18 protein-coding genes are annotated in these 17,637 nt (G+C 56.9%); 2 read left to right on the top strand and 16 right to left on the bottom strand.

Going from position 1 to position 17,637, the window contains the following annotated elements:
• Window positions 1-175: 175 nt before the first annotated feature.
• The gene (gene ampH / locus U869_RS0123520; RefSeq protein WP_025123917.1) at window positions 176-1,318 is read left to right on the top strand and encodes a D-alanyl-D-alanine-carboxypeptidase/endopeptidase AmpH; all 1,143 of its coding nucleotides are present in this window, start codon (window positions 176-178) and stop codon (window positions 1,316-1,318) included.
• An 11-nt stretch (window positions 1,319-1,329) separates the two neighbouring features.
• Here ampH and hpaA read toward each other — a convergent pair whose 3' ends face one another.
• From hpaA to U869_RS0123565, 9 genes are all read right to left on the bottom strand, one after another.
• Entirely contained in the window at window positions 1,330-2,226 is an 897-nt protein-coding gene (gene hpaA / locus U869_RS0123525) for a 4-hydroxyphenylacetate catabolism regulatory protein HpaA (protein WP_025123918.1), read from the bottom strand.
• Between the two features lie 90 nt (window positions 2,227-2,316).
• A complete protein-coding gene (hpaX, locus tag U869_RS0123530; protein ID WP_025122136.1) occupies window positions 2,317-3,687 on the bottom strand; it encodes a 4-hydroxyphenylacetate permease in 1,371 nt (456 codons plus the stop codon).
• A gap of 11 nt (window positions 3,688-3,698) precedes the next feature.
• The gene (hpaI, locus tag U869_RS0123535; RefSeq protein WP_025122135.1) at window positions 3,699-4,496 is read right to left on the bottom strand and encodes a 4-hydroxy-2-oxoheptanedioate aldolase; all 798 of its coding nucleotides are present in this window, start codon (window positions 4,494-4,496) and stop codon (window positions 3,699-3,701) included.
• Window positions 4,497-4,507: 11 nt separating this feature from the next.
• Window positions 4,508-5,311 carry a 2-oxo-hept-4-ene-1,7-dioate hydratase gene (gene hpaH / locus U869_RS0123540; protein WP_025122134.1) on the bottom strand — a complete coding sequence of 268 codons (804 nt, stop codon included), beginning with the start codon at window positions 5,309-5,311 and terminating at the stop codon, window positions 4,508-4,510.
• Window positions 5,312-5,325: 14 nt separating this feature from the next.
• A complete protein-coding gene (locus U869_RS0123545) occupies window positions 5,326-5,712 on the bottom strand; it encodes a 5-carboxymethyl-2-hydroxymuconate Delta-isomerase (protein ID WP_025122133.1) in 387 nt (128 codons plus the stop codon).
• Window positions 5,713-5,721: 9 nt separating this feature from the next.
• Window positions 5,722-6,579, bottom strand: a complete 858-nt coding sequence (gene hpaD, locus U869_RS0123550; RefSeq protein WP_025122132.1) for a 3,4-dihydroxyphenylacetate 2,3-dioxygenase — start codon at window positions 6,577-6,579, stop codon at window positions 5,722-5,724.
• A gap of 92 nt (window positions 6,580-6,671) precedes the next feature.
• Entirely contained in the window at window positions 6,672-8,126 is a 1,455-nt protein-coding gene (hpaE, locus tag U869_RS0123555; protein WP_025122131.1) for a 5-carboxymethyl-2-hydroxymuconate semialdehyde dehydrogenase, read from the bottom strand.
• Window positions 8,123-8,887: a fumarylacetoacetate hydrolase family protein gene (locus U869_RS0123560; RefSeq protein ID WP_025122130.1), complete on the bottom strand. Its 765-nt coding sequence runs from the start codon at window positions 8,885-8,887 to the stop codon at window positions 8,123-8,125. The genes hpaE and U869_RS0123560 overlap by 4 nt, the downstream gene beginning before the upstream one ends.
• Window positions 8,888-8,889: 2 nt before the next feature.
• Window positions 8,890-9,516, bottom strand: coding sequence for a fumarylacetoacetate hydrolase family protein (locus U869_RS0123565; RefSeq protein ID WP_025122129.1), 627 nt, complete (start codon window positions 9,514-9,516; stop codon window positions 8,890-8,892).
• A 260-nt stretch (window positions 9,517-9,776) separates the two neighbouring features.
• Between U869_RS0123565 and hpaR the strand changes: the two genes are divergently transcribed.
• The gene (gene hpaR, locus U869_RS0123570; protein ID WP_025122128.1) at window positions 9,777-10,220 is read left to right on the top strand and encodes a homoprotocatechuate degradation operon regulator HpaR; all 444 of its coding nucleotides are present in this window, start codon (window positions 9,777-9,779) and stop codon (window positions 10,218-10,220) included.
• On the opposite strand, the gene U869_RS0123575 is transcribed toward hpaR, so the two are convergent.
• The 7 genes from U869_RS0123575 to U869_RS0123605 all read right to left on the bottom strand — a co-directional run bounded on the left by U869_RS0123575 (window position 10,195) and on the right by U869_RS0123605 (window position 17,635).
• Window positions 10,195-10,998 carry an SDR family oxidoreductase gene (locus U869_RS0123575; protein ID WP_025122127.1) on the bottom strand — a complete coding sequence of 268 codons (804 nt, stop codon included), beginning with the start codon at window positions 10,996-10,998 and terminating at the stop codon, window positions 10,195-10,197. The two genes, hpaR and U869_RS0123575, sit on opposite strands and share 26 nt — an antisense overlap.
• Before the next feature lie 4 nt (window positions 10,999-11,002).
• Window positions 11,003-11,794, bottom strand: coding sequence for a MoaF C-terminal domain-containing protein (locus tag U869_RS0123580; RefSeq protein WP_025122126.1), 792 nt, complete (start codon window positions 11,792-11,794; stop codon window positions 11,003-11,005).
• A 10-nt stretch (window positions 11,795-11,804) separates the two neighbouring features.
• Window positions 11,805-12,587, bottom strand: coding sequence for an SDR family NAD(P)-dependent oxidoreductase (locus U869_RS0123585; RefSeq protein ID WP_025122125.1), 783 nt, complete (start codon window positions 12,585-12,587; stop codon window positions 11,805-11,807).
• Window positions 12,580-13,167 carry a DUF3156 family protein gene (locus U869_RS0123590; protein WP_025122124.1) on the bottom strand — a complete coding sequence of 196 codons (588 nt, stop codon included), beginning with the start codon at window positions 13,165-13,167 and terminating at the stop codon, window positions 12,580-12,582. Before U869_RS0123590 ends, U869_RS0123585 begins: the two co-directional genes overlap by 8 nt.
• On the bottom strand, window positions 13,142-14,635 hold the full coding sequence (locus tag U869_RS0123595) for an APC family permease (protein ID WP_025122123.1): 1,494 nt from the start codon (window positions 14,633-14,635) through the stop codon (window positions 13,142-13,144). Before U869_RS0123595 ends, U869_RS0123590 begins: the two co-directional genes overlap by 26 nt.
• A 112-nt stretch (window positions 14,636-14,747) precedes the next feature.
• Window positions 14,748-15,926 carry an anaerobic sulfatase maturase gene (locus U869_RS0123600; RefSeq protein WP_025122122.1) on the bottom strand — a complete coding sequence of 393 codons (1,179 nt, stop codon included), beginning with the start codon at window positions 15,924-15,926 and terminating at the stop codon, window positions 14,748-14,750.
• Window positions 15,923-17,635, bottom strand: a complete 1,713-nt coding sequence (locus U869_RS0123605; RefSeq protein ID WP_025122121.1) for an arylsulfatase — start codon at window positions 17,633-17,635, stop codon at window positions 15,923-15,925. The genes U869_RS0123600 and U869_RS0123605 overlap by 4 nt, the downstream gene beginning before the upstream one ends.
• Window positions 17,636-17,637 lie beyond the last annotated feature (2 nt).

A 17,637-nucleotide genomic window follows, 5' to 3' on the forward strand; every position in this document is an offset into this window, starting at 1 on the left:
CAGCGAAAAACACCGGCAATCGTTTGACGCTTAACAGAGTATCTACGGTTGGGCGTGCTTGCCCCAACATTTGTGCAACATTGCCACTTTTTCCACATGCCAATCGTGCCGTAGCGCATTACACTAGCGAACAACTTACGCCTTCCTTGTAGCCCTTTAAAATGGAACATGACCGTTGAAGACCTCACTCTCCACGTTATTGCTGGCGCTTGGCCTGTGTGCCGCGCCGTTGGCCAGTCAGGCGGCTGATGCACAGCTGACCTCACAGATTGTCGATCAGTACGCAGAACATATCTTCTTCAATAGCGGCGCAACCGGCATGGCGCTGGTCGTTATCGATAACAATCAGGTGGTTAACCGTAGCTTTGGCGATACCAAACCGGGCAATGACCTGCGCCCACGGCCAGACTCGCTGATCCGCATCGCCTCCATCACCAAGCTGATGACCAGTGAAGTGATGGTCAAGATGGCGGCGGCAGGCAAGGTCAAACTCAACGATCCCCTGCGCAAATATGCCCCTAAAGGGGCCACGGTCCCGGCCTATAATTCGCGCCAGCCGATTACCTTGCTGAACCTGGCCACGCACACCAGCTCCCTGCCGCGTGAGCAGCCAGGCAAAAAACCGCCAAAGACACCGGTATTTACCTGGCCGACCAAAGCACAGCGCTGGCAGTGGCTGGCACATGCCACCGTTACCGTGCCACCGGGCGTACGTGCGGCCTACTCCAACCTGGCCTACGATCTGCTGGCCGATGCGTTGTCACGCGCCGCTGGCAAACCTTATAACGTCCTGTTGCGTGAGAAAATCACTGGCCCGCTGGGGATGGTAGACACCACGCTGACGCCGAGCGCCGAGCAGTGCTCACGCCTGATGGTAGCGGCCTCCGGTCCAAGCGCCTGTCGTGACACCACGGCCGCCAGCGGCAGCGGTGGCGTTTACTCAACGCCGCGCGATATGCAGCGCTGGATGCAGCAGTTCCTCGCCTCCAACGTCACTGGATCACGCAAACCGACGGCCTTGACCGAACAGACCATGTACTTCCAGCGTCAGGATCTGGTGTCGCTGAAAGGGATGGACGTGCCGGGTGAAGCTTCTGCACTAGGGCTAGGCTGGGTGTATATGGCACCGAAAGACGGCCTGCCAGGGATCATCCAGAAAACCGGCGGTGGCGGCGGCTTTATCACCTATATGGCGATGGTACCGCAGCAAAATATCGGCGTGTTCGTGGTGGTAACCCGCTCGGAACTGACCAAGTTCACCAACATGAGCGATCCGGTCAACCGACTGGTCGCGGATTTGGTGGCGAACAAAGGCTGACCCAAGCCAGGTTACGACAGCACGTGTTGCGTGGCACGATAGGCGGAAGGTGAACAACCTTCCAGCCGATTGAAGAAACGCGCAAAGTAGGCGGGATCTTTGAATCCCAGGCTGTAGGCCGTTTCATGTACCGTACAGGCACTGAACAGCAACAGCCGTTTGGCTTCACGCAGCAGGCGATCGAAGATCAACAGCTTGGGCGGTCGGTTGGCAAAGCGGCGGCACAGGTCGTTGAGGCGTGATTCGGTCACCCCCAGCGACTGGGCATATTCCGGTACCGACAGATGATCGCGAAAACGCTCATCCACCATTTTATTAAAGCGCTGGAACAGCTTCAGTTCGCCACGCACCCCGCTGGCGGCCTTGTCATCCAAGGAAGTATTGCGCAGCATCAGCGTGAAGACGGCCTGCGCCAGCAATGCCAGCGTCTGCTCGCGCCCGGCCATCTTTTGACTGAACTCGCGGCTAATCAGTTGCCAATAATGCCCAAGTGAGGCCAGTTCCTGCGGCACCGCGGCCAGCGAAAGGCAAATCCCCGGCATATCCAGCGCCAGATTGCTGCCCGGATACAGACGTTCCAGCAACGGCCAGATCAGTTCCTGACGCACAGTGAGTACGTGTCCGTCGCTGTCCGGCTCGGTGAAAAAGGCGTGCGGCACCGAGGGCGGGGTGAGGATAAACAGGGGAGCCTGCACCGAATAGTGCTGATCGTCCAACTGCAACTCTATCCTGCCGGTGGCCAGATAATGCAGCTGGAAAAAGCGATCGTGCCAGTGCACCTGCATATCCCGGCCAAAAAACGCCGCCAGCCCGGCAAAGGTTTCGTAGTGCACCTCATCAGCGGCATAACGCGCGTCATACTCTTTACCAATATCGATATTGGCGATAAAGCCGGTACCTTTCTGCACGTTGTCCTCCGGTGAAAATAACGGCGGGGCCCTTCACCCTAACCCTCTCCCAAAGGGAGAGGGAGCGTCTACTCAAGCAATATCTAAAGTTTATGGCGTGGCCCTTGGGCGCGAATCCTTCATCGGAATACGCCATACCAATATCGCCCCGATAATCAACAATGCCGAAACAAAATACAGCCCAGAGTTAAAGCTGCCGGTCACGTCCTTGAACCAACCGATCAACAGTGGGCTGACGGCCGAGCCGATATTACCGGTGGCGTTGATCACCGCAATCCCTACCGCACGCGCTTCAAAGCTGATCGATTGATCCGGCGTGGTCCAGAAGATCGCCATCGCGGTAAACGAACCGACCGACGCCATCACGATCCCCAGCAGTTGCACCATGCTGTGGTTGGTCGCCGAAGCCAGCAACCAACCCGCTGCGGCAAACAGATAAGGCAGCGCGGTGTGGAATTTACGCTCTTGCAGGCGATCCGAGCGTTTACTCCACCAGATCATACCGGCGATGGTACAAATTTGTGGGATCGCCGCCAGGAAACCGATCATGATGTTGCTGCTGCTCTGGTTAAAGCTCTGCAAGATCTGCGGCGTCCAGATGTTGATGGCGCTAAGGGTGTTGGTCAGGCAGAAATACGCCAACGTATACATCAGCACCACCGGCGTCAGCACTTCACGCCACAGGCTGCGTTGTTGCAGCGCTCGATGACTGCTTGGCCCTTCAGGCTGCACCAGTTGCAGCTTGTCGGCGTCCATCATCGCTTGCAGGCTGGCCTTCTCGTTGTTGGTCAGCCATTTGGCCTTGGCCGGTGTGTCATCCAGATAGAACCACACCACCACGCCGAGGATCACCGAAGGGATCCCCTCCAGCAGGAACAGCCATTGCCAGCCTTTCAGGTTCATCGCGCCGTCCAGCGCCAGAATGTAGCCAGACACCAGCGAACCCAACGCCATCGTAACCGGCATGGCAATCATAAACAGGGCGTTGGCCCGGGCGCGATAGAACGCCGGGAACCAGTAGGTGAGATACACCAGGATCCCTGGCAGGAAGCCCGCTTCGGTAATGCCGACGATCATCCGCAGTACATACAGGCTGGTTGGCCCGGTGGCGAACATGGTACAGGTGGAAGCAATCCCCCACAGCACCATGATGGTGGCGATCCAACGCCGTACACCTACCCTGCTCAGCATCATGTTGCTGGGGATACCGAAGATCACGTAGGTGACATAAAACAGCGTTGCGGCCAGGCCGAACATGGTGGAGCTAAGACCGAGGTCCTGCTTCATGGTCAAACCGGCAAACCCGATGTTGATGCGGTCAAGGAACGAGAAAACAAACAATACAAATAAGAAAATAATCAGGCGCCGAAATAACTTTTTAATCACCGACTGCTCGGTGGCGGTTAACGCTTTATGTTGCTCAGCCGGGTTTAGTGGCTTGAGCGAATCGACGTTGCTCATGATGACTCCGATTAGTAAACGCCCTGGGATTGTTGCTCCGCTGGTTTATCCTGTTTGAAACTGTTGAGCAGGGAGTCCGCCGCCCGCACCAGCAGGGTCGTATCCACGCCTACGGCGACAAACAGCGCACCGGATGCCAGATAGTGCTGCGCCAGTTCCTGCTGTGCCATCAGGATGCCTGGAGCCTTGCCCGCTGCACTGATGCGGGCAATGGCATCATCGATGGTGCGCTGCACTTCAGGATGCTGCGGATTGCCAGCAAATCCCATATCGGCACTAAGATCCGCCGGGCCGATAAAGACGCCATCCACACCTTCCACTTCCAGGATCGCGTCCAGATTTTTCACCGCCTCGCGGGTTTCGATCTGTACCAGCACGCACATCTGGCTATCGGCATGGTGCAGGTAGTTCGGCACCCGGTTCCAACGCGAGGCGCGAGCTAGCGCACTGCCAACACCACGAATGCCGTTTGGTGGATAGCGGGTAGCCCGCACCGCCTCCCGGGCTTGTTCAGCGTTTTGGATCATCGGGATCAGCAGGGTTTGCGCGCCAACGTCCAACAGCTGTTTGATCAGCACCGGATCGTTCCAGGCTGGACGCACGACCGGATGACTGGGATAAGGCGCGATCGCCTGCAACTGACTCAATACCGTTTGCACATTATTGGGCGCATGTTCGCCGTCGATCAGCAGCCAGTCGAACCCGGCCCCGGCCAGCAGTTCCGCGCTGTAGCTGCTGCACAGTCCTAGCCACAGGCCAATCTGCGGGCGTTTTTCCTGCAAAGCCTGTTTAAAATGATTGGTTAACATGGTGTTCCTCCTTAGACAAACCGGCAGCTGATGCAGCCCATCGGGCCATAATCGGCATGGAAGGTATCGCCGCGCCGCGCTGCTACCGGGCGGGTAAAGGAACCACCAAGAATGATCTGCCCGGCCTCCAGTTCCACGTCATACGGAAACAGTTTATTAGCCAGCCAGGCCACGCCGTTGGCCGGGTGATTGAGCACCGCCGCCGCCACGCCCGACTCTTCAATCACGCCGTTGCGATACAACAACGCACTGATCCAACGCAGATCCAGCGCATCTATTTTGATCGGCCTGCCGCCCATCACTACGCCCGCATTGGCCGCGTTATCGGAAATCGTGTCGAACACCTTGCGTGGCCGCTGGGTCTGCGGATCGACGTTATGGCTACGGGCGTCGATGATCTCCAATGCCGGGATCACATAGTCGGTCGCGTTATAGACATCAAACAATGTGCAGTTCGGCCCGCGCAGCGGCTTCGCCAGCACAAACGCCAGCTCCACTTCAACGCGCGGCACGATAAAGCGATCGATCGGAATATCGCTGCCATCGTTAAAGAACATGTCATCCAGCAGCGCACCGTAATCCGGCTCGGTGATTTGCGAGCTGACCTGCATGGCGCGCGAGGTCAGCCCGATCTTGTGCCCTTTCAGCGTGCGCCCTTCGGCGATCTTCAGCTCAACCCATTGACGCTGGATAGCATAGGCATCTTCAATAGTGACCTCCGGGTGATCCAGCGATAGCGCGCGGATCTGTTCCCGGCTCTGCTCGGCCTGATGCAGGCGCTGCACGGCTCGGCTCAGTACGTCTTTATCCAGCATTGATGACTCCTTGTTCAGTCCTTGCGAAACAGCGCATGGACGTTGTTTTGCTTGTAATTGAGCACCGGATCCAGCTCTTCGATGGTGAAAGAGAGCGCCAGATAACGGTTGGCCATCAGCGCGGCGAAGTGATCCTTGATCAGGATGAACAGCATTTCGCCCACCTGTTGACGGCTCTCCAGGCTACGACCGTGACCAATTTTCAGCGTCATATGCACAAAGGCATAGTTCTGCTTGCCGTCGGCCATCTGCCAGGTATCCAGCCAGATGGCGCGGCTACGGATGCCTGCCAGCGGAAAGATGCCGGTTTCCGCCAGCGCGTGATTCACCTTGTCGAACAGCGCGGGCAAATCCGCCTCCCGGCGGATGTTGTCGGTACATTCAGCATAAAAATGGGGCATGAGAGATCCTCAGGCTTGGGCTGGTAGCGGGAAGATGGCGTTGACCTGGCCGGTCCCGGAACTGGCAAACAGCGGGGTAACGAACTCCACCTTGCCCTGATACTTGTCCCAGCCCAGCAGGCCCAGCAACATCACGGTGTCGTGCATATTGCCTTCGCCATAGCAGTAGTCGGCGTACTCCGGCAGCATTTCGCAGAACTCACGGAAACGCCCTTCTTCCCACAGTTTCACCACGCGTTCATCCATCTGCTGGTCGAACTGGCGGGTGTAGCTGTTCATGCCCTGTTCGGCGCGCTGATCGTCAATAAAGCGATGTGAAAGCGAACCGCTGGCCAGTACCGCCACGGTGCCGTCGTATTTCTCAATCGCGGTTTTGATGGCTTCCCCCAGGCGGCGGCTGTCGGCAAAGTCGTGTACGGTGCAGAAGGCTGAAATGGAGGTCACCTTGAAGTGCCGATCGCTGTTCATGTAGCGCATCGGCACCAGCGTGCCGTACTCCAGCTCCAGGGTTGGAATTTCATGCGCCTTGGCGCGTACCCCAAGCTTGCGGGCTTCATCGGCAATCATCTGGCCCAGCACCGGGTTACCGTCGTATTCATAAGTCATGTCGCGAATGAAGTGTGGCAGTTCGTTGCTGGTGTAAACCCCTTTGAAGTGCGAGTTACAGTTGATGTGATAGGCGCTGTTCACCAGCCAGTGGGTGTCGAAGACGATGATGGTATCGACCCCCATCTCACGACAGCGAGCGCTGATCTCTTTGTGACCATCAATGGCAGCCTGACGGCAACCGTGATGCTCACCGGGCAATTCAGACAGGTACATCGAGGGAACGTGTGTAATTTTTGCAGCTAAAGCTAATTTACCCATAAGTCCTCACATGATTCTGGTTGTTTTAATGTCTGAAAGGGGGCTACCCCTCACCCTGCCCTCCTGGCGCAGTCTGGCGTGAGGGGGAAAACTTATACCCCCCAACGTGGGATCGGGTGATCCCCCATGGAGATACAAACGTTTTTCATTTCGGCAAACACTTCAAAGCTGTACTCACCGCCTTCACGGCCGGTGCCAGAGGATTTCACCCCGCCAAACGGCTGGCGCAGATCGCGTACGTTCTGGGTGTTGACGAAAACCATGCCCGCTTCAATATTGCGGGCCAGACGCAGCACTTTGCTCACATCCTGCGTCCAGATGTACGACGCCAGGCCGTACTCCACATCGTTGGCCATGCGCAGGCCGTCTTCTTCTGATTTAAACGGCAGGAGGCAGGCCACCGGCCCGAAGATCTCTTCCTGCGCGACACGCATACGGTTGTTAACATCGGCCAGCACCGTTGGGCGCAGGAAGTTGCCGTGACTCAGACCGGCCGGTTTATCCGGGCCGCCGGCCAGCAGGGTTGCCCCTTCTTCGATGCCAAGACGGATATAACCAGAGACTTTTTCCCAATGCTGCGGGCTGATTAGTGCGCCGACCTGAGTGTTCGGATCGGTGGGATCGCCCACGCGCAGTCGGTTGGCGCGCTCGGCAAAGCGTTTGACGAATTCCGGGTAAATACTCTCTTGAATGAAGATGCGTGAACCGGCAGTGCAACGCTCTCCGTTGATCGAGAAGATGGTAAACAGCGCCGCATCCAGCGCCCGCTCGATATCCGCATCTTCAAAAATCAGTACGGGTGACTTACCGCCCAGCTCCATGGAGAATTTCTTCAGTCCGGCACTTTCGATAATGCGGCGACCGGTTGAAGTCCCCCCGGTAAAGGACACCGCACGCACATCTTTATGGCGTACCAGCGCATCACCCGCCGTTGCACCATAACCCTGCACCACGTTCAGCACCCCGGCAGGGATACCGGCTTCCAGCGCCAGTTCACCCAGACGATCCGCCGTCAGCGGTGAAAGCTCAGACATTTTCAGCACCGCCGTGTTACCCAACGCCAGGCAAGGCGCAGTTTTCCAGGTGGCGGTCATAAACGGCACGTTCCACGGCGACACCAGCGCACAAACCCCAACCGGCTGGATCAACGTGTAGTTGAGCATCTTGTCGTCCACCGGATAGGTGCGGCCATTCATCTGCTGGCAGATCTCGGCGAAGAACTCAAAGTTGTGCGAGGCGCGTGGGATCAGCACGTTCTTGGTCTGATGGATCGGCAGCCCGGTATCGGCGGTCTCCATCTCGGCAATCTGCGGCACGTTCTGATCAATCAGCTCACCCAGGCGGCGCATCAGGCGCGCACGCTCTTTCATCGGCGTATTGGCCCATTTTGGGAAGGCTTCTTTGGCGGCGGCGACCGCCTGATCGATTTCGAGCTGGCCGCCGGACGCCACTTCCGCCAACACTTCACCATTAGCCGGGTTAGTCGTGGTGAAATACTCTTTGCTGGCGACATTCTTGCCGTTGATCCAATGGTTGATGGTTTTCATCGTTTGCTCTCCTCGTAATCTTTTTCACTGATGATGTGGTTAACCAGACGGCCAATGCCTTCGATTTCCACCACAATCTCATCCCCAGGCTGCACGTCGGCCAGCCCTTTCGGCGTGCCGGTAGCGATCATGTCGCCAGGATGCAGCGTCATAAATTCACTCAGGTATTCGATCAGATAAGGGATGTCGAAAATCATGTCGGCGGTGGTGCCGCGCTGCCGCAGTTCACCATTGATATAGGTGCTCAGCGTCAGGTTATGCGGGTCTGCCACATCGTCACGATCGACAATGTACGGGCCGATTGGCGTCAGGGTGTCGCGGCTTTTCACCCGCAGGTTAGGCCGGTAGTAGTTTTCCAGGTAATCGCGGATGGCGTAGTCGTTGCATAGGGTGTAACCGGCCACATAATCCATCGCCTGCTCGCGGCTGACGTTGCGCGCGGTTTTGCCGATCACGGCCACCAGTTCGGCTTCGTAGTGCATGTAATCCACCTGCGCCGGACGCACGGAAACCTGGCGGTGTCCGGTCAAGGAGTTTGGCCCCTTGAGGAATACCAGCGGCTCTTCCGGTGCTTTAAACTCCAGCTCACTGGCGTGGTCGGCATAGTTCAGGCCAAGGGCAAAGATGGTGCCCTGCGCCGGTGGCAGCCATTCCACATCGAACTCATCGAGCTTGCTGCCATCGGGCAGCGTGACGCTTAACTGGTCGTCGACGGTGACGTTAACAATCTGGCCATGATGGCGGATACGAGCGTGTCTCATGGTTATTCTCCTGCCTGCGTCACGTGGTTGGTAAGAGTTGGCAGGCCCGCGGCCCGCACCGTCACTTGGTCACCGGGCTTGATCTCAACCCGCTGGTGTGGCGTGCCGATCAGCACCGCATCCCCCGGTTGCAGGGTAATAAAATCACTGATGGCGGCGATCAGTTCTGGCACCGAGCGCACCAGATCCGCCGTCGACCAACGATCCTGCTCCACGCCATTGATCTCGGTAACGATCTCCAGGTTGCCGGTGCTGCTCAGTGGTGCCACCTCTCCCAACGGGCAGAAACCGTCGCGACATTTGGCTTTGATCGCCGGACGATAGAAGCTGGTTTCCGGCAGACTGACATCATTGGCTAACGCATAACCGGCCACATAATCGGCTACCTTATCCGCCGCCACCTTGCGTGCGGTGCTGCCGATCACTACCGCCAGCGTCGCGCCACTTTGCACGGTTTCACCGGCCGGGAACGGGATGTTGCCGCCATTGGCGAGATGGGTATTGCGCGGTTTGATAAACCACACCGGCGTTTTTGGCGGCGTTTGGTAAGGGGCGGCGCGGAACGCCTGATCCCAGGCATCAAGCTGGCTGCGGTGGTTAAGTGCTACGGAAAATACGGTGCCTTTCATGCAGACTCCTTCTACGGATCGCGATTCATTAATATGTTAATGAATATTTTTATACGCTGTTCAGCATTTACGCAACGTTGTTAATTTAATTTGTGATCGTGATAACGAAATATTCACAAATCATGAACATTGGTGTTAATAATCAGCAGATTAAGCTTTTTTGCAGGATTTTTACGTGACGGAGCGCGTTTTACCGTTCTCCACTGGACAAAAATTGGCTACTATTAAGTTGTTAATAAAATTGAGCCAAGGCCATCGACATGCATGAATCGTTAACCATCGCCCTGCTGCAGGCGCGTGAAACCGCCATGGGCTTCTTCCGCCCGATCCTGAAAAGCCATAACCTGACGGAACAGCAATGGCGCATCATTCGCGTATTGGCCGATAGCCGTTCCATTGAGTTCCATGAGTTGGCCGCAGAGACCTGTATCCTGCGCCCCAGCCTGACGGGCATCCTGTCGCGTATGGAGCGGGATAAACTGATCTTCCGCCTCAAGCCGGTTAACGATCAGCGCAAGCTGTACGTATCCCTGACCCAGCAGGGCCAGGAACTGTATGAACTGGCGCGCCACCAGGTAGAACAGGGGTATGGGGAGATTGAAGCGGCATTTTCGAAGCAGAAGATGGATCAGCTGATGGTGTTGCTCGATGAGCTGATCCGTTTAGGGGATAAGCAAGCTAACAACGTGGTTGCTCACAAATAGGGGCAGCTTCTGGCAACAGCGCGCCGCCATCCACCACCAGCGTCTGGCCGGTGATATAGCCAGCAGCCGGTGAGGCCAGAAAGACCATCGCGGCAGCAATGTCCTCCGGCTCCCCCAACCTGCCCAGCGGCACCGCAGCGGCAATCGCCTGATTCAGCGCTTCTCCGCCCAGATTGCCCATCGCTGGCGTACGGATCATTCCCGGCTCCACGCCATTCACCGTGATATTGTCGGCTGCCAGCTCCAATGCGGCAGCACGGATAAAGCCATTTACCCCCGCCTTGGAAGCTGCATAGTGCGCCAATCCTGGATAGGCCACCTTTGGCCCGGTGACCGACGAAGTCACCAGAATGTGCCCCCCGCCCTGACGTTTCATCCACGGCAGCGCTGCCTGAGTCAGGAAGAACGGCGCCATCAGATTGACGCTTAAGGTACGTTGCAGCAGCTCGGCATCAATCTGGCTGAACGGCCTCAACGGGAAATAGGCGGCGTTGTGGATCACCACGTCCAGCCTCTGATATTGCTGCCCAATCCGCGCCACCAGTTCGGCAATCTGCCCGGCATCAGCAACGTCGCAAGCAACGGCCTGCACCTGCCAGCCCTGTTGACACAGGCTTTCAGCCGCTTCCTGTGCCTTTGGCAGTTGCAGATCGGCCATCACCACCTGCGCCCCAAGGCTGGCAAAGGCGCTGACGATCGCCAGCCCAATCCCCTGTGCGCCCCCAGTCACCAGTACCACTTGCCCGGTAAAGGCGTCGGCTCGATAGATCGGCTTCATCGGCCTAGGCCTTTGGGTAATGCGTGGTGTTGAGGATCTGCGCGTGAGCACCCACAGCAAAGTTGCTCAGGCTGCTGAAGTCACTGCCCTGATAGCCGAGGATCTTGCCGTCGGTACGCATCCCTTGCAGGTCGATCATCACCACACCCAGCGTTGGCACGATTTTCTCACGCCAGACGAACAGGTAAAGTTGCTCCGCCACTTTGACGTAATGGCAGCGATCGACATCCGCCAGCCCCTTCTCCACCCCGTCCAGACACTGCCAGGCGTAGAAATTGTTGTTCAGATAAATATGCTCGTAGCGCTCCGTCGGGCTGTAGGTATACAGGTTACGCATCCCGATCAGTTCGTCGGTAAACTGCGGCAACGGCCCATTGCTGTCATCCAGGCGACCAAAGCGGAATTCGGCATTCACCGCCGTGAGCGGCAACCCCTGTTCTACCCGGCTGAAGGCATCCAGCCGAGCCTGTGACTCCTGCGGCAGTTGGCCATAGATGGCGGTAAAGTTGCCCTGTTGACGATCGCACACCAGCGTAACGCTACTATTGGCCTGCTGAGGATCGAGGAAATCGATAAACAGGATCCCCGGGCGAATGCTGGTCGCCCGACAGTCGACGCGCCGATCTCCCCACTGCAAGGTCTGATCGTCGTTAAAACGACAGTGCACCGTTTCCCCTTCGGCAAAGTGGAACGCCAGCGTAGTTCCGGCCAGGTCCTGCTGCTCCAACGTATTGCTGTGTGGAGCGAAACCTTCCGCCAGTGCGCCAACCTGAATAAATACCGCTTCTGAACTCATGACAATCTCCTTATAAGGAAGTGAAAGCTAAGGTAGGCACGTCGACAATGGTGGAGCCGCCATCGGCCACCAGCGTCGCGCCGGTAATAATTGCTGCCTGGGTTGAGCAGAGAAAACGACACACCTGGGCGATCTCCTGCGCACTGGCCGGGCGGCGCAGCGGCACATCGCGACAGACATGTTGATAGGCTTGTGCGAGCGTTAAGTTGTGTGCCGCCATCAACGGCTGCATTTCCTCATCCGCCATCGGCGTAGTTACCCAACCGGGGCAAACGGCGTTGGCACGCACGCCCTGTGGGCCAAAATCACGGGCAATGGAACGCATCAGGCCGATCAGTGCATGCTTGGCGGTGACATAGCCGCATACCTCTGGCCCGGCAGTCAGCGAGGCAATCGATGCGACAAACAGCAGATTGCCGCCGCTTTTCACCAGTTCCGGTAAACAGGCTCGGGCACTGGCGAAGGCACTATTGAGGTTGCTATCCAGCGCCTGCTGCCATTGAGCATCGCTGATCTCGGTGATACGGCCTAACCCCATTCCACCAGCGCTGGCGATCAGGCAATCGATACGCCCGGCCTGCTGTAAAATCGCAGGCAGAATGTCGGTTTGCCAACTGTCACCATTGGCCGCATCACCGACCACGGCATAGGCACCCATCTCCGCAGCCAACGCGTTCAACGGTTCACGGCGACGGCCAACGATAAATACCCGATCGCCTTCCTGTGCCAGTAAACGAGCACAGGCGGCACCAATTCCGGTCCCGCCGCCGGTAATGACCACCACTCTACTCATCACACTTCTCCATCAACTGGCCGATCATCAAGAAGCTACTCAGCAACAAACGCCGCTGCTCGGCCTCCAACCGTAGATAACGACGGCTGGCAGGTACTCGACTAACCACTTCGGAGGCAGCAAAATGCTCGATATCCAGTTGCCAACTACCCTCAGCTATCGTGAGGCTGGCACGGCGGAAATCGAGCTGTTCCAGGGTTGCGCCAATTTGCGGATATTGCTGCAACGCGGCGATAAGTTGCCTGGCAGCGTCATGTTTGGCCTTGGTGCGATAAATCACGCCATTACGGCGCAACCAGCCACCGGTGAAGATGTTCAGCACTAACGGCTCGGCAAAATGAGTCCGGCCCTGCAAGCGAAAACGGTGGGTGACGATATGCGCCAGGAACAACGACTGTACCTGCTCGACAACCTCGATCACCGGCCCCTGTGGCAGGGTGAGTTGTAAGCGGTTAGCGGCAACGCGTTCACAGGCGTAAGGCCGCAGATTATTCACCAGCCTATCCAACGTGGTGCCCACCCGATAACCGGGCGGGTCGCGCTGCCAAAAGCGATTAAGAGAGGGAAGTAAGCCGATCAAATTCCACCTCCGCAGCTTCTGCTTTATTGAAGGCGCTCTCCAGCACCTCTTCGACCGGCACCGGTTTAAACGGATTCACCTTCTGTACGCACAGGGTCCAGAACAAGGCATAGGCGGAAGTCAGGCCGATCATGATGCCAAACGGAATATAGACATCGCGCGGGTTCATACCCGGCGGGGTGATGTAGATGATCGCCAGCACAATACCGATGCTGGAGACAATCTGCGGCAGTGGGAACCACGGCGATTTATAGGCGCGCGGCAGATCCGGGCGACGTATACGCAATATCACCACCGAGCAGGTCACCAACAGGTAAGCCACACCCCAGGCACACACCGCCGCCAGCACCATCGGCATGATCCGGTCCAGGTTCCCCTGAATGGCAATGGCGTGAACGCACGGGATCAACACCGCTGCAGCAATCGCCACCACCGGAGTTTTAAAGCGTGGGTGTAGATAAGCGAAGATGCGCGGCATGGCACCGTCTAACACCATGCCGTAGATAATGCGTGGCACTGCCGCCATCAAGGTGTTAATGGTGGCCGCCCCGGCCAACAACAGCCCAACGCCCAACCAGTATTTACCGAAGTTGCCCATCACCTGCCCGGCAAACGCCGGAATGGCCATTGGTGTATCCAGCAAATGCACGTTATTGGTGGCATCCAGCATCACGTTTTCCACCTGGTGGCTCAGTGCTGCGCCGTACAACGCCATGCAGGTCGCCACGCCACATAATCCCAACGCCATCGCTCGTGGGATCACCCGGTGCGAATTCTTGATCTCCGGCGCCATCGGCGTCACCAGTTCGCAGCCGACAAACATAAACATCGCCATCCCGACCAGGCTGAATACCGCAAAGGGATCGTCCACGTTGATGGTAGAACCAAACCAGCCCTCCAACGGCACGGCATGCGGCAGCAGCAGCCCGGCGATCGAGAAGATCATCATCGTGGTCCACATGCAGAATGTCAGTACCACCTCTGCCTTGCCGAAGGCTTCGATGCCAAACGCATTCAGCACGCCAAAGGTGATCACCAGGCCGATACCAATCATCCACGACGTATTGTTGCTTTCCATCAGGGTGTTGAGATGTTCAAAGTTCACCAGCGCCATGATGCCGGACAGAATGGTTTCGGCGGTGCCGGCAAAGATATGCACGATCAGATAGGCCGACAGGGTGCCGGTAATGGCAAAAAAGCGCCCCATGCCGCAGGAGATATAGTCATACACCGAACCGGTGGTAGGCAGGATCGCCGCCGCTTCGGAGAAGGTAGTAAGCTGGGCTTGCATCATGATAAAGGCGATCAGCATCGCCAGCGCGAAGGTATCACCGCCGATACCAAAACCGCTGGTCACGGTGAGGATCACCGGGCTGGCCATGATCACCCCAACCGAACTGGCTAACGTGGTGGGGAACCCGACCTTGCCCCGTTCTAGCTGGGCTTGAAGCCGCGACGACAGGTTCATGGATATTTCCTCTTATAGTAGTTTTTACCCGGTGTAGTAGCCGCCAAGGGCGGTAATCTCACTATAGGAAGGAAAGCAAAAGGCTGGCTATCGTCCTTAAGGACGAGGGAGATTAACTTGTGGTAGAAGTCACACTGGCACGCCACAACACAGCCCCTTGTGTCGTTCTGGCAAAACTACGCAACGGTGCCAGCACCTCAGAGAAGAAAGCGTAGTACCCGGCGCACAGCCGGTTGTAGCGGTCTTTGCCAATATGCGCCGGGCAACCGCCCTGGCACACGCTTTTCACGCTGCAACTTTGGCACTCGCGGCGCAGGCTTTTGTTTTTACCAAAATCCATTTGATTGGCAGCATCCACATAATCGGCAAACTGACTAGTGTGATCAAAATGCCCCAACCGGTGCTTGGCATCGATCAGGTGGTCGCAGGCATACACCGCGCCATCCGGTTCCATCACCAGATTACCGCCACAGCGGGCGGCATGAACGCAGTTGGGGCTGACGTGGGTGAAATACTGGGCGTAGACATGCTCAATATTCATGATAAAAACCTGGCCCAGGTGGCCCTGATTGCGCCAACGGCGGTAGATCGCCACCATAAAGCGCCCCCAGTTGGCGGCACTCAACCCATAGCCTGCCGCCGGGGCATCACCTTCCAGCATCAACGGCTGAAACTGTAGATAACGCACACCCAACGCCACAAAATGGTCGTACATCTCCTGCGCCCGCTCGGCCACGCCATCATGCACCACCACCAGCAAATTGAATTCAATCTGGTGTTGTTGCAGTAGCGCGATACCGCGCAGCGCCGCATCGTAACTGCTATTGCCACGCTTATCTGGTCGGTGTGTATCCTGGATCTGGCGATCGCCGTCCAGGCTGACGCCGATAATAAACTGATGTTGCTTAAACAGACGGCACCATGCCTCGTTCAGTAAGGTGGCGTTGGTTTGCAGGCTGTTGCTGATCAACACGCCCGGCGGCGCATATTTTTGCTGCAACGCCAGAGCCTTCTTGTAGAAACCTATCCCTGCCAGCAGCGGTTCGCCGCCTTGCCAGACAAAGTTAATCTCCCGGCTGTAGCGCGGCTGGCTGGCGATATACTGGCGGATAAAGTTTTCCAGCAACGCCTCATCCATCTTTTGCGCTTGATCCCGCTGTGGGTAATAGCAATAGTTGCAGGCCAGATTGCAGCCTGCACCAATCGGTTTGATCAACATATGGAAAGGCACGCTGGCGCGCGGCACGGTATTGACCGGGATCTGCTGCGCACGCAGCAAGGCAATATTCACTCTGCTGCCTGCAATAACGGCTTCTGGGTCAGCGGATCCAGACCAATGTAGCGATGAGTTTGCGGATCAACGCCCAGATAGTCGATCTCCTTGCCCGCAGCCCCAATCACCATGCCCTTATCGGCATACTGCTGATATTCGCTACTCAGACGCTTAACCCGTTCAGGCTGGCTGGCGGCCAGGTCGTGGGTTTCCAACGGATCGTCATGCAGGTTGAACAATCCCCACGGGGCCATATTCGCCTGCGGCCCGTTCGCCACCAGCCGCCGCAGCTTCCAGACACCATCCACATATGCGGCCTGATTGTGTAACTCCACGCCATAGGTAGAACGTGGTGCAACGGCAACATCACCGCTGAAGTAGCGTTTAAAGCTGACGCCAACCATCGGGATCGCCGGTTTGGCATGCAGTGGTTTGCTGGCATCGATATCGGCAAACTCATACAGCGTTGGCGCAATGTCGTAGACCGCCATCGGCGCGCTATCCACACGGCCATGCTGCTTCAACTGCGGGGCAGAAATGATAAAGCTGGTGTTGATCCCGCCCTGCGCACTGGTGGTTTTATGGTAGTTGGCATAGGGCGCGTTGCTGACGTTGGCCCAATGTGGCCCGTAGGAGATAAAGGAGCCCTTACGACCAAGATTGGCGTAGCTATTGTCAAACTGCTGCCAGAACTCAGGTTTGGAGCCGTAGTAAAAACCCTGGGCCGGGTTAGCACCGTTGTCGGTGGCAAAGATGATGATGGTGTTTTTATCGCGGCCGGTTTGTTGCAGGGTTTTCATGACGCCACCGATCTGATCGTCCATATAGGCAATCATCGCCGCATACACCTGCATGGTTTTGGCAGCATATTTCTGCTGTTCCGGTGTCATCGTCTGCCATTCTTTTACCAGTTCCAAATGCGGCATTGGCGTACTGTCGGAAATAATTCCCAACTCCTGCAACCGCTTGATTCGCTGCTGATAAATCTGTTGATAACCCGCATCGTATTTACCGTCGAATTTGGCGATCCAGTCATCCGGAGCCTGTAAGGGATCGTGCGGCGCGGTAAAGGCCAGATAGGCAAACACCGGCTTATCTTTTGGCGTATCGCTGATCCACTGTTCCAACTGGGTGGCGTAAGCTTTGCTGGAGTAAAAATCCTGCGGCAGGGAAACGCGCTTGCCGTTCAGGGTATAGAAAGTATGGAAGGCCTCAACCGTGCCGAGCGGTACGGCGTCATCAAAGTGGCTGGTGCCACCGCCCATAAAAGCGAAGGCGCGCTCAAAGCCACGATCGGTTGGCCCGGCTCCGTCGGTATAACCCAGATGCCATTTGCCCGCCATCATGGTGGCATAACCCGCATCTTTAAACCGTTCTGGCATGGTCGTAACTCTGTCTGTCAACCGCATCTCATAGCCAGAGCGAGCAACGGTGCTTTCATACCACCACATGCCCCCCATACCGGCCTGCTGGTTAGTGTTACCCGTCATCAGCATCGAACGTGCCGGTGCAGACATTGGCGAAGTATAATATTGGCTCATACGCACACCCTGTTCCGCCAAGGCTTGCAGGTTGGGCGTTGGGATCTCGCCACCGAACGGGCTGATATCGGAATAACCCATGTCATCCGCCACAATAATCAATACGTTAGGCCGCTCACCGTCTGCCGCATGAACCAGCCCGGATAACGCACCGCTTACTGCCACCGCCACTGCTTTTTTATTTATCA

This window comes from Serratia sp. H1w (assembly GCF_000633355.1).
Classification (GTDB): Bacteria; Pseudomonadota; Gammaproteobacteria; order Enterobacterales; family Enterobacteriaceae; genus Chania.